The sequence below is a fragment of the Hydrogenothermus marinus genome (genome assembly GCF_003688665.1).
Taxonomy (GTDB): Bacteria; Aquificota; Aquificia; order Aquificales; family Hydrogenothermaceae; genus Hydrogenothermus; species Hydrogenothermus marinus.
In genome coordinates this window covers 1-14,726 of sequence record NZ_REFO01000003.1, presented here as the reverse complement: position 1 = coordinate 14,726, position 14,726 = coordinate 1, and the positions used below count along the sequence as shown (strand labels likewise).

At 26.7% G+C, this 14,726-nt stretch carries 12 protein-coding genes; 10 read left to right on the top strand and 2 right to left on the bottom strand.

Annotated features, from left to right (window positions below; genetic code table 11):
* The 5 genes from CLV39_RS08555 to CLV39_RS00200 form a co-directional block, all read left to right on the top strand.
* The coding region (locus tag CLV39_RS08555) for a hypothetical protein (protein WP_211325007.1) at positions 1-194 on the top strand (194 nt) is incomplete at its 5' end.
* A gap of 126 nt (positions 195-320) precedes the next feature.
* Complete coding sequence (locus CLV39_RS08785; RefSeq protein ID WP_281271950.1) at positions 321-449, top strand: hypothetical protein; 129 nt, start codon at positions 321-323, stop codon at positions 447-449.
* A gap of 11 nt (positions 450-460) precedes the next feature.
* Positions 461-2,437 carry a hypothetical protein gene (locus CLV39_RS00210; RefSeq protein ID WP_121922229.1) on the top strand — a complete coding sequence of 659 codons (1,977 nt, stop codon included), beginning with the start codon at positions 461-463 and terminating at the stop codon, positions 2,435-2,437.
* A gap of 372 nt (positions 2,438-2,809) precedes the next feature.
* On the top strand, positions 2,810-3,046 hold the full coding sequence (locus CLV39_RS00205) for a hypothetical protein (RefSeq protein WP_121922228.1): 237 nt from the start codon (positions 2,810-2,812) through the stop codon (positions 3,044-3,046).
* 22 nt (positions 3,047-3,068) lie between these two features.
* Positions 3,069-5,117, top strand: coding sequence for a DnaB-like helicase C-terminal domain-containing protein (locus tag CLV39_RS00200; protein ID WP_121922227.1), 2,049 nt, complete (start codon positions 3,069-3,071; stop codon positions 5,115-5,117).
* A 645-nt stretch (positions 5,118-5,762) separates the two neighbouring features.
* Here the strand turns inward: CLV39_RS00200 and CLV39_RS00195 are convergent.
* Both CLV39_RS00195 and CLV39_RS00190 read right to left on the bottom strand, forming a co-directional pair.
* Positions 5,763-6,596 carry a helix-turn-helix domain-containing protein gene (locus tag CLV39_RS00195; protein ID WP_121922226.1) on the bottom strand — a complete coding sequence of 278 codons (834 nt, stop codon included), beginning with the start codon at positions 6,594-6,596 and terminating at the stop codon, positions 5,763-5,765.
* Between the two features lie 361 nt (positions 6,597-6,957).
* A complete protein-coding gene (locus CLV39_RS00190) occupies positions 6,958-7,746 on the bottom strand; it encodes a hypothetical protein (RefSeq protein ID WP_121922225.1) in 789 nt (262 codons plus the stop codon).
* A gap of 134 nt (positions 7,747-7,880) precedes the next feature.
* Here CLV39_RS00190 and CLV39_RS00185 point away from each other — a divergent pair, with 134 nt between their 5' ends.
* The 5 genes from CLV39_RS00185 to CLV39_RS00165 all read left to right on the top strand — a co-directional run bounded on the left by CLV39_RS00185 (position 7,881) and on the right by CLV39_RS00165 (position 13,950).
* A complete protein-coding gene (locus tag CLV39_RS00185; RefSeq protein WP_121922224.1) occupies positions 7,881-9,428 on the top strand; it encodes an AAA family ATPase in 1,548 nt (515 codons plus the stop codon).
* Between the two features lie 26 nt (positions 9,429-9,454).
* Positions 9,455-9,766 (top strand): hypothetical protein, encoded by a 312-nt coding sequence (locus CLV39_RS00180; protein WP_121922223.1) that lies wholly within the window; start codon positions 9,455-9,457, stop codon positions 9,764-9,766.
* A gap of 29 nt (positions 9,767-9,795) precedes the next feature.
* Positions 9,796-10,092, top strand: coding sequence for a hypothetical protein (locus CLV39_RS00175; protein ID WP_121922222.1), 297 nt, complete (start codon positions 9,796-9,798; stop codon positions 10,090-10,092).
* 76 nt (positions 10,093-10,168) lie between these two features.
* Positions 10,169-12,406: an ankyrin repeat domain-containing protein gene (locus CLV39_RS00170; RefSeq protein WP_121922221.1), complete on the top strand. Its 2,238-nt coding sequence runs from the start codon at positions 10,169-10,171 to the stop codon at positions 12,404-12,406.
* An 83-nt stretch (positions 12,407-12,489) separates the two neighbouring features.
* Positions 12,490-13,950, top strand: a complete 1,461-nt coding sequence (locus tag CLV39_RS00165) for a hypothetical protein (protein ID WP_121922220.1) — start codon at positions 12,490-12,492, stop codon at positions 13,948-13,950.
* The last annotated feature ends 776 nt before the right edge of the window (positions 13,951-14,726 follow it).

Genomic DNA, 14,726 nt, shown 5'->3' with positions numbered 1-14,726 from the left:
TGAATTTCCTAAAGAAAGGATGGAACAGGAAAACAAAAATGGATAAAGACCAAAAGGAAATAGAACTTAAAAAAATAGATATAGAACAGAAAAAATTAAAAGTAGAAAAACTAAAAGCGAAAGAAAGCATATTTAAAACTTTGTCTATAATCCTTTTAACATTAGGAGCAGGAATAGGAACTTTAATATTGTAAGACAACTACTAATAAAGTTGTATATGAGTTTTTAATTTACATAATGAGTTTTTTATTTGTAGTAATTTTAATATTTACTTTATATTTTTGGCTTTTAGTTAGAAAAGCCATAAAGGAGATAAAAAAATGATAGAAATACTCGTTATAGTATTAGGAATATTAACAATTATAGTTTTTGGAATAATGACTATCCAGACAATAAAAGATTATTACGAGCTTGAGAAAAGGGATAAAGAAAAAGAAAAATTAAAGTAATGGTATAAAAAATGGAAAAAGAGCTTATAGAATTCCTTGAAAGGAATAAAGAACCAATAAAGGCATTTGAAAACTTAAAAGAAAAAGAAATTATAACAAATATACCTATTAAAGCTTTACCAGTAGAATATCAAAAATTTATAAAAAAATCAAAAGAAAGAAAAGAAAAGCTACAATCAGCAAAAGATAAAGCAAAGTTATTATTAAAATTTTTTATAGAAGAAGTCAAAGAAAAAAATGAACTATCACAAAAGATAAACAATTATTATCTTTATCTTTTATCAAAAGGCGTTGGAAAATTTATTTTTTTAAAATTTATGTCTGCAAATTTATACAACTTAAGAAGTGTTCCAACTCCCTTAATCGAATATATAGATTCTTTACTTTCAACAAATAGAATCCAAATCCCAATAAGAGATTTAGAAAAGTTTTTAAATCCAATACATATAAAGATAGAACTCTCACAACAAGAAATATTAGAGATTTTAGGAGAATTAGATAAATCACTAAACCGTAAACTTCCTATTAATAAAATAGCATCTATAGAAGAAAGAAATGAAGCTATAAAAAAGAGAGAAGAAATATTAAGTCTCTATAGAAAATTCTTAAAAAACTTTCAAGGAGAAATATTATATTTAATTTACTTTCCTCACGAAACTTGTAGTCTAATAATAAATGAGATGCGTATTTCCCAATTTTTAATTGATAGATATTTAAGAGAAAAGTTCAAAATAAAATCAACTGACTTAGTAGATTTTATCAATGAAGCCATCGTAGGAAAAGGTATAAAAGAAAAACTAAAAAAAACAAAAAACGTTAAATATAAATTTAAATCCAATGAAAATGAAATTTTAGAAATAAAGTTTGATCCCGTAGACGTTTTAAAAAGCATTTTAGATAAATACCAAACAAAAGCAGAAAGAAAAAGGAAAAGAAAGGAAGAAAAAGAAAAAGCTTTAAAAAAGAAAAATCCAGATACTTTATTTTTAGAAAATGGTAGTAATAAATTCCCTTCCAATCAAATAAATAAACTCTTGATAAAAATATTCAACACACCAGATTTATGGGAAGAAGATGAAAAAAAAGCAAAAGCAGTTATCAAAAAAAATGAAGAGATTGAAATATCTTTAGAAATAAATAAAGATGAAGTAAGAAAGCATCTAAATAAAGATATACAAGTAAAAGATTACATAAGCCTTGAACTGCTTGACTTTTCCTACTTAACTCAATTAGCACTTATACATCTTGGAAAACCTATTAAAATATCAGTTAGCGATTATATTAAATGGAGAGGAATAAATAATAAACCAAAAAGCAAAGAAAGAGAACGATATTTAACTTTATTTGCAATTTCATTATCAACTAATTTAGTTATAAGAGTTGCAACATTTCCAAGAAATGATAAACAGAAATTTGATACGGTAGAAAACGTAGAAGTAAAATTCTTTAATATTGAGTTAATAGGAAGAAATAAAAACAATCAAACAATCAAAGCATTAATTACACCAACAGAATTCTATAAAGAGTATTTCAGTGATTTCAATATAAGACCTTTTACCAAAATATATGAAAAGCTACCAAATTATAATAGCAAATTAGAAAAATATGAAAAAGCTATAGGACATTATCTTATATATATTTTTAGAGAGAATGCAGGAAAAGAAGAAATAACAAGAACCATAAAAAACATTTTAGAAGAAACAGGGTTTTATCCATTAAGAGGGAAACCTATAAGGATAAAAGAAAAATTAGAAAAAGCATTCAACAGACTAAAAGAAGATGAAATAATAGGGAATTGGTATTGGACTGAAGAATATAAGATATATGGAATAAATAACAAAAAAGAATTTACCAAAAAATCAAAACTAAAAATCAAGGAAGAAAACCTATTAAATGCAAGAGTTGTATTTGAACCACCTGACGATATGCTTGATAGCTTTGATCCAATAAAAGAAAAGAAACAAAACCATAAATTAAAAAAGAAATAACAAGAAAATAAATCTCACCTTGTCAAGGATTTGAGGAATATTTTTGGATTGAGAGTGTAGGGTTTTAAAAATATTTTTTCTTATTTTCTTCTGCTAAAAAATCAAAATCTACTCTTTAACCAAATATAAAAAAAAGGGGGGGGTAAAGGCACCAAAAAGGGGGAGTAAAGGCACCAAAAAGGGGGGGTAAAGGCACCAAAAAGGGGGAGTAAAGGCACCTTACAAAAATTCAAACCATTGATATTTAAGGATTAGCGAGCGATTTTTTTTCTTAATAATATTAATAACATTAAGAGAATTCAGGTCTTGTTTGACCTGAATTCTAAATAGATAAAAAATATAGATAAAAGAAGAAAATTGAGAAAATGAAAAATGGAACTTTTAGAAGAATGTATTGTCTTAACTTTAGATGGGAGGGAGTATTACAAAATCCAGAAAGATGACATTGGATATTATGCTTTTATCAGATCTGCAGAACTTAATGCAAGTAAAAAAGAAGAGGCTTTTATTTCAGATACTTATGAAGGAATAAAAGGAATGATTGATTTATATCTTTTACTCAAAAAAGGAATAAGAAAAAAGCAATGGATTCACAAATTGCACAAATAAAAAAAAAGAAAGGAGTGGGACAATGAAAAAAGAGCTTAATGAAATTATATCACAAGAACAAGGATTAATTTTAAGGTTATTAGACAAAGCAGGTTGGAATTATAAGAAGATAGGCAAGGAATATATGGGAGCTTGCCCGGTTTGTAATAATGGACATAATACACCTAATACTGTCTTTAATCTTGATACAAACTCTTTTAAATGTTTTGCTTGTCAATCTTCAGGCGGCTTAAAAGACTTATCAAATCATTTACAAATTGATTTTAAAGAATTTTTAAAAGAAGAAGGGATTATATCAGAAGAAAAAAACAATGGAAAAAAAGACAAGCAATATCAAGGCTTTGAGAAGGTAAAAAATGCAAATAAGAGTTATACCACTAAAGAGATAAATCTTGAGAAAATTTCAAGTTTAGTAATAGAACAAGATGTTAAAGAATACTTAAAAAGCAGGTTTATAAATCCTGACCGGGTAGCAAATTACATAAGAAGCTTAAAACCTATACAGGATAAATCCTTTAAATACCTTGAAGATTATTATAAGGAAGGATATAAGCTTTTAATTCCTTCTTTTGACCTAAATGGGAACCTAAAAGCAGTAAAGATTAGAAATATAAAAGGGAAAGAACCTAAAGTTAAAAACCTATCAGGTTTTAAACAATATCCTCTTGGAATAGATGAAATATTTTATACAGACGAAGAAGGAAATATACAAAAGCACGATATAGCTGTAATACTTGAAGGAGAAATTGATTACTTAACTGCTAAATCTTTATTCTATGACCATAAAGCAGATTTATTTATAGCTATTCCATCAGTAAACTACAAATTCCAAAAAGAAGAAAAAGAAGCTTTACCAGAAAGGATATTTATTCTTTTAGACAATGACCAAGCAGGAAAACAAGCAAGCGAGCAATTAGCAAGGGATTTAAAGAAAGCAGGAAAGCAAGTTTATATAGCAAGTTATCCAGAAGGAATTAAAGATTTTAACGAGCTTGTAGAAAAACTTGGAGAAGAAAAAGCTAAGGAAGAATTTTCAGAAATTATATATAAAGCATTACTAAATCCATTCACTTTAACCAAAACCTTAAAAGATACAGGGATAAACCTTTTAAAAAGACTTGAAGAAAGGATAAAAAAAGCAGAAGCAGAAGGAAAAGACAAACCAGAACCAATTGTTTTAAAAACAGGACTTGAATTTTTAGATAATCTGCTTGACGGCGGATTAAGAAGGGGGCTTTATGCAATAGCAGGACAGCCAGCAATAGGTAAAACTTCATTTACTCTTGCTTTATCTAAACATTTAGCAGAAGCAGGGCATAAAGTTTTATTCTTTTCATTAGAAATGACAGATGAAGACTTACTAATTCAACTTCTATCTTGGATTACGGGAATTCATAAAAGAAAAATATTAGATGAAGAAATTAGTAAAATTGAACTTAACGAACTTCAAGAAGCTTTAGAGCATTATATTTTTAGAAATATATTCATAGACATTGAAAGTAAAACCATAGATGATATAGAAAACAAAGTTATAGATACCTTGAACGATGTAGGGGATAAAAGATTAATAGTCTTTATTGACTATCTTCAACAGATCAGACCATCTAAAGAGCTTTTAAGAAGTGATTATAGGCTACAAATGAAAGATATAGCTTATAAACTTAAAGAAATAGCAAATAAATATGAACTTCCTGTTTTTGTTATTTCTTCAACTCAAAGAGAAGGATATAATGCAAAGCCAGATGGAAAAAAGAAAACAGAACCTAACTATATTGCTATGTTTAAAGAAAGCGGGGATATAGAATATAGCTTATATGCAGGATACTTTTTAGATTATCCAAGAGAAGATTTACCAGCAGGTTATATAAAAGCTAATTATGAACTACCAATAAAGGTTGTTAAAGTAAAATCAAGATTTGGACATACCAAAGATGAAAATCATAATCAGATATTCAAGGTGTCAGTTTTAAACTTTAAAAATGGAAGGCTTGAGGATATCAAGGATTTAAAAAATAAGGATAATGAAAATAGAATAGTAGAAGAATTTGATGAGTATGATTTGCTTTATTAATGATTTTTCTCTTTTTCTTTAATTGGAAAAGAACTAAAAAAATTAATGGAAGAGATAAAATATCAGGGGCTAATTTTTAGAATTTAAATGTTAATTTTATTAAAAGAGGATCTAATCTTCATAAATCTAAGGTATTAAAAATACCAGAAGGTATAGAAATAAGATGTATACCACCATATTTACCTGAATTAAACTTGATAGAAAAAGTATTTAAAGCAAAAAACTTATTAACAAAACCTAACATTAAAAGAAAATTAATCTAAAAATGAAAATAGAGAAAATCGTTTTTACTCAATGAGTAATTGGCAATTTACCCTATGAGTAATAAAAAAATCTATGAAAAAGAAACTTATGCAATGAGTAAAAATTTACGCATTGCGTAATGAGTAAAATATAAGTTTACGCAATGCGTAATTCCCTTATCAAGTTAATTAATTATATGGGCCAAAAGTATGATCTTTGACTTTACTCTTTGAGTATTACGCAATGAGCATTACTCAAAGAGTAATACTCAATGAGTATTACGCAATGAGTAAAACTAATTTTCATAGAAGTTTATTAACAAAATGAAAAAAGTTATGGCAAAATAGAAAATAACATTATATATATAGGTAGATAAAAAAGTGTTAACTTTTAACTAAAAATTTATGGAATTTTCTTTAAATTTATTTTATAAATTTTGCAAAGCTTATTTTTGTAACTATAAGGAAATTCTTTATCTTCTTTTATATAACCTTTCTTTTCTAAGCTTTTTAATGTTTTAGAAATTGACTGTCTTGTTTTTTTTAGAAGTTTACCAGCCTCTTTCTGGCATAAGAAAGAACTTCCGTCTTCTATCATAAAATTTAACAAAAGCATCAAAACACTAATTTCTTTATCATTTAGATCTTCGCATTTTTTCAATAAATAATAAAATAAAGCTGTCCATCTATTATTTCCATAATAAGTTTCAACCTTTCTTGTTAAATTTTTCCATTCACGTTCTGTCTCTGATATATTTTTTTCTAAAGTTTCTCTTATATAACTGAAATTTTCATATAAAATAGATACTATATCATCTCTCAAAGTTTCTTTAACTTTAGTATTTAGTATATGTCTTACTTTTATAAAATTTTCTATAAAGTTTTCAAAAGATTTCTTAAAAGGATTAAATAAAATATTTTCTATATTTATATCTGCTTGTTTATTATCAATCTGATTTTTATAAAAATTCACTAATTCTCTTAAATTATTTATCTTTTCTTTTTTTATAACATTTTTTATTGATCCTTCATTAATTAAGAAATAACTGTAAGGAACAATTTCCTCTTCATCAGATAAAGTCAAGAAGAAATTAAAAATAATACTACTCATATATTCATTATATTTACTTGTTTTATTTTTAGGCTCTATATTAAACTTTTTCATTTTGTTTTTAATTATAGAAAAATAACTGTTAATTAAATTTTCATATTCCTTTGATAATTTATTTTCATTCATTTTAATATCCTCTCTTTTTTTATAATTTTAATTTTATATGTTAAAAACTTTAACATTTTATAAAACAAAACTTATAATGCAAATTACATTTAAATAGTAAAAAATCTTTAAATTACTTATATTTAATCTTAATATTATCTTTTTTAATATAATTTTATTTATTTTTAAATGTTAAAAAAATTAACTTTTTCAATGTTTAAAAATTTTAACAAATGTTAAAAAATTTAACTTATATAAAGATTGAAAAAAGTAAATGTAAAAAATATTAACATCAAATAAAATATTATATTCTCTATATAGTATTATAATATTCTATATAGTACTATAATATTTAGTATTGGTGTTATGTTTTTTAACATAGTTATTTTCCCTTTTTTATTTCTTCTTTTATTTCTTGTATAATTTTTTCTCTTATATTTTTTAAATTATTAGGTTCATTTACAATATTTTCTAAAGTTTTTTTCAACTTTTTTAGCTTCTCTTTTATTTCTTTCTCATATTTAAAATATGGGTTTGGAATATTCTTGTTAGAATATTGAATAACTAAATTTTTAGAAAGTTTATTTAGATCGATTATTTCATTTTTTACTTCTTCAAGGAGCATTATAACGTCTTCAAATAACGACTCATCCTCGTCGTATTTTCCTTTAGGTATTTTGTTCTTTTCTTTTAAACTATATATGAATTTATAAAAGCAATATACCCCTTTAATACTTCTTAATTTAAAAGCTTTAAACCCTGAAACTTTTATTAAATAATTTAAACGGTCAATTTTTTTATAATTAATAATAGTAGATGATTCATTTATTTTTTTACTTAATTCTTCTATCTTTTCTTCAAATATTTTATAAATGGTAGTTTTGGATTTTTTATTTTCAATTTCTTTTATAAGATCACAAATTTTCTTTTCACTTTTTTGATTTTCTTTATTGTCTTCAATTTCTTCTTCTGTTACAGATTCAACTATAGGAATATCTACTTCTTCTAGTATTTCTAAAATATTAATTAAATCAACTAAAGTTACAGGTCTAACTCTATATATTGTATTATCAAATTCCCATTGTATAGTTTGCCAACCTTTTGGTTTTATATAATCTTTATATCTACTTTCAAAAAAACGTTCCAGCTCTTCTACAGATGCTCTTCGCACAAAAAAACCTCCAAAAAAATTAGTTTTATCAAGTGAAATTTTATCAAAGATAGAAAGAGAAAAAAACACTTGACATTTTGGATTTTAATATGTATCATATCAACTGACGTAGATGAAATATAAAGGAGGGTAAAATGAAAATATTTTTCAACAAGAAAAAAAATCGTTTTGAGTCTAAAGAAAAAATTCCTAGTTCATCTTTTATTTTTTCCAAGGAGGATGGTGTTTGGTATTCAACAGATTTAAAAGAAATAGAAAAATACTCTGAATTTTTATCTCCTTCAGATAGAAGGATTTTACTTGAGCTTCTTGGTAAAGAAGAAAAAGATTTGGATAATAATGTTGGTTTTAGATCTGGTATTTCTGAAAATCAAAATGAATCAAAGGAAAAAGATACTCAGGAAGAAATTTTAGACCCTCCACTATCTGAAGATGTTTTTGAGAAGATTTTTGACGAGCTTTTTGAAGATATAGATGAGGATATAGATGAAGATATAGCTGAGGCTACTTATTTGGAAGTTGAATATGGAACTGAAAAAGAGGAAGCAGAAGAGGAATCAGAATATGATTTTAAATCAAATTTAGAAGAAGGAAAAATAAATTCAAAATATTCATTAGAAGAAAGGCTTAAAAATTTAGATATGTTCTTTAACTCTTTAAGCAATAAAAATAAATATGGTATTGAAAAATTTATCAGGTATGTAGATAGTCTCTCTAAAGAGGATATCATTGATGAAAAAGTTTATAAAAAAATTAAGGAAGAGATAGAAGAATTAATTAAGAATCCTGATAATTCTAAAAGTGAAAGGGCTTTAAGGAAGATTTTAATGCTTCCTACTAGACCATTAAATTTAAGTAAAGAGAAATTACATCAAATAACAAAAAATTTAGATACTAATCTTTTTGGATATGAAAACTTGAAAGATCAAATAATAGGCAAATTAGTATACAGTTTAAATAATTCTCATCATGGGCCTTATAACATTTTACTCATAGGAGAACCTGGTACAGGTAAGTCTACAATTGCAAAAATTATAGCTGATAGTTTAGATTTAAAATTAAATACTATCAACGTTGCTAATTTATCAGAATTAGATTTACCTGGTTCAAATAGAACTTGGAATAATGCTACAGAAGGTTTAATTGCTAGAGGTCTTATAAATAATAATGATATAAAGACAGCTGTTTTTTTATTAGATGAAGTAGATAAAGCTATATCAAGATCAAATATTATAAACCAAATTTCCGCATTGATAGATCCTAATGTAGGATTTATAGATATGTTTTTAGGTTTAGAAATAGATATTAGCCATTGTATATTTATTTTAACTGCAAATGATAAAAATTTACTACCAGACTACATATTAGACAGATGTGTAACTTTTGAAGTAAAGCCTTTAAAAGATGAAGACTATAAAATTTTATTAACAAAAATAGCTAAAAATATAATCTCTGAAAGATTAAAAGTACCTATCTCTGAAGTAGATTCTTTAGCAAAAAGAATAGTAGAAGATTTATCTGAAAATAAAATCAGCGTTAGAAAATTCCAAATAGTTTTAAATTCTCTAATCGACGGTTTCTACGGATATGGCTTTAAAAATAATATAAAAGTAGAGAGAAATTTAAATGATTTCTATGTTTATTTCCTTGGCAATAAGAATGAAATTTTAGATCAAAATTAAAAAATTTTTAATGGAGGTAATTAAAAATGATAGTAATTAAAGAAAACGGAAGAGAAAAAGAACCAGTAAACTTCATTTATTACAAAGCACCAAACGGGAAAAGAGCTTTAACAAATACAGAACAGATCGTATCTTATGAGCATGTAGAAGGAAATGAATATATTCTCTATATTAGACAAAATGGAATAGCAAATATTCTTGCAAGAGATTTAGGTGGAGAAGTAGTTAGTGATGGTATCGTTAAATTAAGAGCAGAAGTTGATCCAAGAACAGAAAAATATTTACCAAAGGATAAAGAAGGTATCAAAATAGAAGGTGAAAAGGAAACAATAAAGTAAATGTAAATAACCAAAGGAGGTAAAAAGAAATGTTTAAGCAAAAAGAAACAGTATTCATTTACTACACAGCACCAACTGGGAAAAGAGTTTTAACAAATACAAAACAGATCGTATCTTATGAGCACGAATATGAAAACATATACACAATCTATATTAAGCAAAAAGGATCAGCTAAATTTTTGGCAAGAGATTTAGGCGGAGAAGTAGTTGGAGATGATATTGTTAAGGTGGCGGTGGAAGTTGACCCAAGGTCTATAGACTATTTACCAAAAGACAAAGAAGGTATCGAAATAGAAAAAAAAGATAAAGAGGAAATAACAGCATAGATATAAATAATCAAAATCTTTATGTAAATATTCTATACAGTGTTTGCTAAAAAAAAATTTTTAGGAGGCAATTAAGATGTATATAAGCAAAAAAAGAGTTGAGGATATAGATCTTTACGAAGAAAAAAGACACAAAACATTAAACTTACTGTGGGCAATATCAAGAAAAGACTGGAAAGATATAAACAAGTATATAAATGAATGGGTAGAATTTAGAAAGAAATATGAAGATGAAATCTGGAAAATGGTCAAAAATTGGTATCCTTCTTTTGAAAAATTTGAAGAAGAGATAAATCAAAACGCAGAAAACTGGGAATATAAAATATGGAAAAAGAAGTTAGAAAATGCAAAGACACAGGAAGAGAAAAATCAAGTATTTCAAGAATTCTTGAAATACGAATTTAAAAAAGAACTAAAAAAAGAATTAGCCTATGAAGAAACAAGAAGCGATGTTGTAGCAATAGATGGAGCATATACTTCCAATGATGGAGAATTTGGATATCCGTATGATTCATACCATATGTCGCCTTTACATTATGCACTTTTTGAAGTAAGAGATTATGAAATAGCAGAAAAACTTTTAGAAGCTGGTGCTGACCCAGATAATCCTCACGGAGAATTTGGATTACCGCCAATGCATTTAGCTGTTGACGAGGAGAATTATGAGATAATTGAATTACTTCTTAAATATCATGCAGATATAAATGCAAGATCAATTATTCCAGATGAAAAAGTTCATTTTGGCTTACCTGCACCAATACATTTAGCAAAAACACCTCAAATGATCAAGTATTTACTTGAAAGAGGAGCAAATCCAAATGCAAAAACGGCATATGGAAGAACGCCACTTCACCAAGCAGTAATGCCATCAGAAAAAGAAAAAGATGAGAATGGAAATACACGCGTTGGTGCATATAAATATATTACAGAAAAAGCAATAGAAGAAGTTAAAGTCCTTCTTGAGTATGGTGCGGACCCGAATATCCAGGATAATTACGATAAAACACCAATAGACCTTGCAAAAGAATATCAAAAAGAAAGAATAGAGATTTTAAAAGAATACGACATGTATGATTTTTATAAGGAAAAATACGACCCTGAAAAAATAAAAAAAGAAATAGAAATATATGATCAAATATTAAAGTTATTAGAAGAGTATAAAGAGAAAAATAGACTTCCTAAGGTTATTCGTGTTGATTTATTTGTAAGCCCTGATAATTATGACGATAATATAGACCCTTTTAAAGTTTATTACAATACTATAAGACCTCTTAAAATTATTGACCCTTACGGATTAGAAGCTATAGCTGATAGAAAGCATGGTAGAGAAAGATATGTAGACCTACATTTTATTGAAGTTTATATGGGAGAATTTGGCGGTTATGGAGTAAAAGGTGTATATGAAAATTGGTATGATTTTAACGAAATTGGAGAAAGCAAAAAATCTTTTATCAAATATATAAAAGAAAATGCAATAAATGTAAATGCAAAACATCCTGCAAACAAGAGGACACCACTTCAAGCACTTATAACTCATATTGCAATACCAAGAGATAAATTAAGAAGCGGAAAGTTATCAGAAGAAGATATAATTCGTGCACAGAAAAAAGAAAGAAAAAAAGAATTTATTGCAGAGTGGTTATTAGAAATGGGAGCTTACCTAACAATAAACGATTATGCTAAGTTTTTAGCTGGATATCATCCTTATAAATATGAAAGATTTCCTACATCCCTAAATGTTTTTTCAGGTAAAATAGAAGAGGAACATATAGGTCTTCAGCCGGGAGCTCTAATAAATATTGCAAACGCATTAAATATGGCTCTTGCCCTTGGGAAATTTGATATAGCTTCTGTGCTTCTTGATTATGGAGCAGATCCAAATCTTGCGGCAGTAGGCGGCAGATTAAACAATCTACAGATTTTAATAGACCATAATCTTTTTCCAAGAAAACCTTATGGATATATCGACTATAGCAAAGATGACCCTAATTTAACAGATGAATTTTTTGAAAAGATGAAAGCAATAGTTAAAAAAATGTTTGAAAAAGGTTTTGAATTTAATATACGACATTTTCAACATCTTAGATTTAGAGCAAAAACAGAAAAAGCAAAAGAAATGGCAAATTATATATTAAAAGTTGCTTTTGATTATGTAAAAGATGAAGATCTTAAAAAGCTTATTATAGGTGACCTTGAATTCTGTGGAGAAGATGTTACAGAACTTAAAAGAAAATCTGGTATAGATATAGCTAATATAAATAAAGCAAAAAAACATAAAACAAGTGGTGAAAATGATTATCATTTGATACTGTAATTAAAATAAAGGTAAATTACGAGCTTGAGAAAAGGGATAAAGAAAAAGAAAAATTACAATAAAAAAATTAGGAGGTAGAAGGAATGAAGAAAAAAGCTTTAACATTAGCAGTTGTTTCAAGTGTATTTATTACTTCCTGTGGTGAGCTTTCAAAACAGGTAAATCCATTACCTCAAATCAAGCAGGCATCACCAGTAGCAGAATATCTTTATAGCTTAAACAGACTTAACTCAAACAAAGATATTTATTTTCCAATCTCTGAAAATGAAGGTTATTTATGGGATAGTGGATACGAGGCATATCTTAACGGAAAAGTAAGTGTAAGTTGGCAATTATACTTATCTACTGATTTAAAGAAAATATGTAAAGCAGAAGGCGGTAAAATGGTAAGAATAATATCACCAGCAGAAGGATTTGAAGAAGAAGAAGAAATTACAGATGATACTATTAAAATAGGTGATACTTGTAAAACAGATAAGGAAAAGATATTCCTGATAGAAGATATAATAAAAGGAAGAAGATATTATCCGTCAGGTGCTCAAGCATCTTGGCAACCAATTATTATAAAAATATGGCATAAAGATAAGGTAGTAGGTGCAAGGACTTATTCTCAAATGATAAAAGGAAATCCAGAATGGAAAGGCAAAAAAGCAACTGAAATATTTGGACCTGACAAAATATCTGAAGTTATATGGAAGATGCAAGGATTTAAAGCAAGGTATAAGTCTTTTGTAGAAAATATAGCAGATATAGATAATTTTGGATTAAGACCAGATAGCTGGGAAATGATTAATGATTTTGCATCATTCTGTAAAGCTAACAATGGAACACTTTATATAAACGGAAGAACTTTAGATGAATTTTTCAATTATGTAGTTGAAGAAGAAAATCTAAATTATGCAGGTGGACAGGTTTTTGAAGGTAAATATATATGTAAAGCTGAAAATGGATTTACAGCTTTAGCATCTTTACTACCAAGAATGTCAAGGACTTCAACTTCATATCCATATAAAATCATAGTTAAAAATCAAGTAGAACCTGTTAAAAGACAACAGCCAATAACAATGAAAAAAGCAAATACTACTACTTCTTATCAAGATGAAGCATCAGATATAGCTTTAAAAGTAGCAGAAAGTAAGAGTGTTTATGTAGAGCAAAAAGGAAGTGTAAGTTATATTGGATATTACAATGGCAAAAATGGAAGTTGCGACCTTGTATCTGTAAAGAAAAAGACAGGAAATCAAACAGACTATATTTTAAATTACAAAGTTTGTAATGGAAAAGTAGAAAGACTACCAGATACAGTGCTACCAGCTATACCAAAATTAGTTAAAATGAAAGCAAGAGGATTTGCGGTAGCTTGTCAAAGATATGGAATTACTGAAATGAATGTTAATGGATTTACTTTAAAATGTAGACCGGTTAGAGACTACAAAGAATGTAATGTAGAAGTAATATATTTAGAAAATGGTAGAATGCTTGATAGAGAAATAATAAATGCTTGTAATATAAATGTTAAAACTTATGGAGGTAAAGTAAAATGACAAAAGCAGAAATTATAGCTAAAGTTAACTAACTATACACCCGAAATCCCATTCTTTAAAGGATAGGATACAGAGCATTATAGGTTTGCAGTATCCTTAAAATACTAAGCAGAAAAAAATATTGAAGCAGGAAAACAATCAGAAGTCTTAGATTTAATAATAAAATCAAAACGCTTGCCAGAAGAAATAAAAAAACTAGCATTAGAAATAAAAAATAGAATAGATGCTACAGAAAAATAACAAAATCTAAATATAAGCTAAGACAAGAAATATAATTTACCCTATACACTACATTCTAATTAGCACCTACATATAATACTCCACTAAAAGTATATCCCTTAAATATCTATATATATCAATACTTTCAGAAGGTAATCTATTTAGACTTATTAATTTTCAAGGATTTACCATAATGCACCTTATGGTAGTGTGTTTATGGTAAAACTATGTTTGTGGCCTTCCTATGAGGAATTGAAAAGCTATTCATTAATTTTTTTGATATAAATTGAATATATCTTTTTTGTAGAAATGAGGGTATAGAAAAAACTTCTATATTTTTTTGATTTACGCAAAGAGTAAAAATTTTTTTCAGAGAAGTTTGTTATATATATATATACTAAGAAAAGAGAAAAAATAACTTCTATGAAATTTTATTTACACAATGTGTAAATTTTTTTTCAGAGAAGTTTGACAGTTTTTTGTTCAATGAAATAGTCAAACTTTTGACTATTTGTTCCATAAATTATTCCACGGACTTTTATATGAAATACTCAATC

Bases quoted from the DNA above. Each gene is read 5' to 3' on its own strand.
- CLV39_RS08785 (WP_281271950.1), top strand. From the start codon at position 321: ATGATAGAAATACTCGTTATAGTATTAGGAATATTAACAATTATAGTT.
- CLV39_RS00210 (WP_121922229.1), top strand. From the start codon at position 461: ATGGAAAAAGAGCTTATAGAATTCCTTGAAAGGAATAAAGAACCAATA.
- CLV39_RS00205 (WP_121922228.1), top strand. From the start codon at position 2,810: ATGGAACTTTTAGAAGAATGTATTGTCTTAACTTTAGATGGGAGGGAG.
- CLV39_RS00200 (WP_121922227.1), top strand. From the start codon at position 3,069: ATGAAAAAAGAGCTTAATGAAATTATATCACAAGAACAAGGATTAATT.
- CLV39_RS00195 (WP_121922226.1), bottom strand. From the start codon at position 6,596: ATGAATGAAAATAAATTATCAAAGGAATATGAAAATTTAATTAACAGT.
- CLV39_RS00185 (WP_121922224.1), top strand. From the start codon at position 7,881: ATGAAAATATTTTTCAACAAGAAAAAAAATCGTTTTGAGTCTAAAGAA.
- CLV39_RS00180 (WP_121922223.1), top strand. From the start codon at position 9,455: ATGATAGTAATTAAAGAAAACGGAAGAGAAAAAGAACCAGTAAACTTC.
- CLV39_RS00175 (WP_121922222.1), top strand. From the start codon at position 9,796: ATGTTTAAGCAAAAAGAAACAGTATTCATTTACTACACAGCACCAACT.
- CLV39_RS00170 (WP_121922221.1), top strand. From the start codon at position 10,169: ATGTATATAAGCAAAAAAAGAGTTGAGGATATAGATCTTTACGAAGAA.
- CLV39_RS00165 (WP_121922220.1), top strand. From the start codon at position 12,490: ATGAAGAAAAAAGCTTTAACATTAGCAGTTGTTTCAAGTGTATTTATT.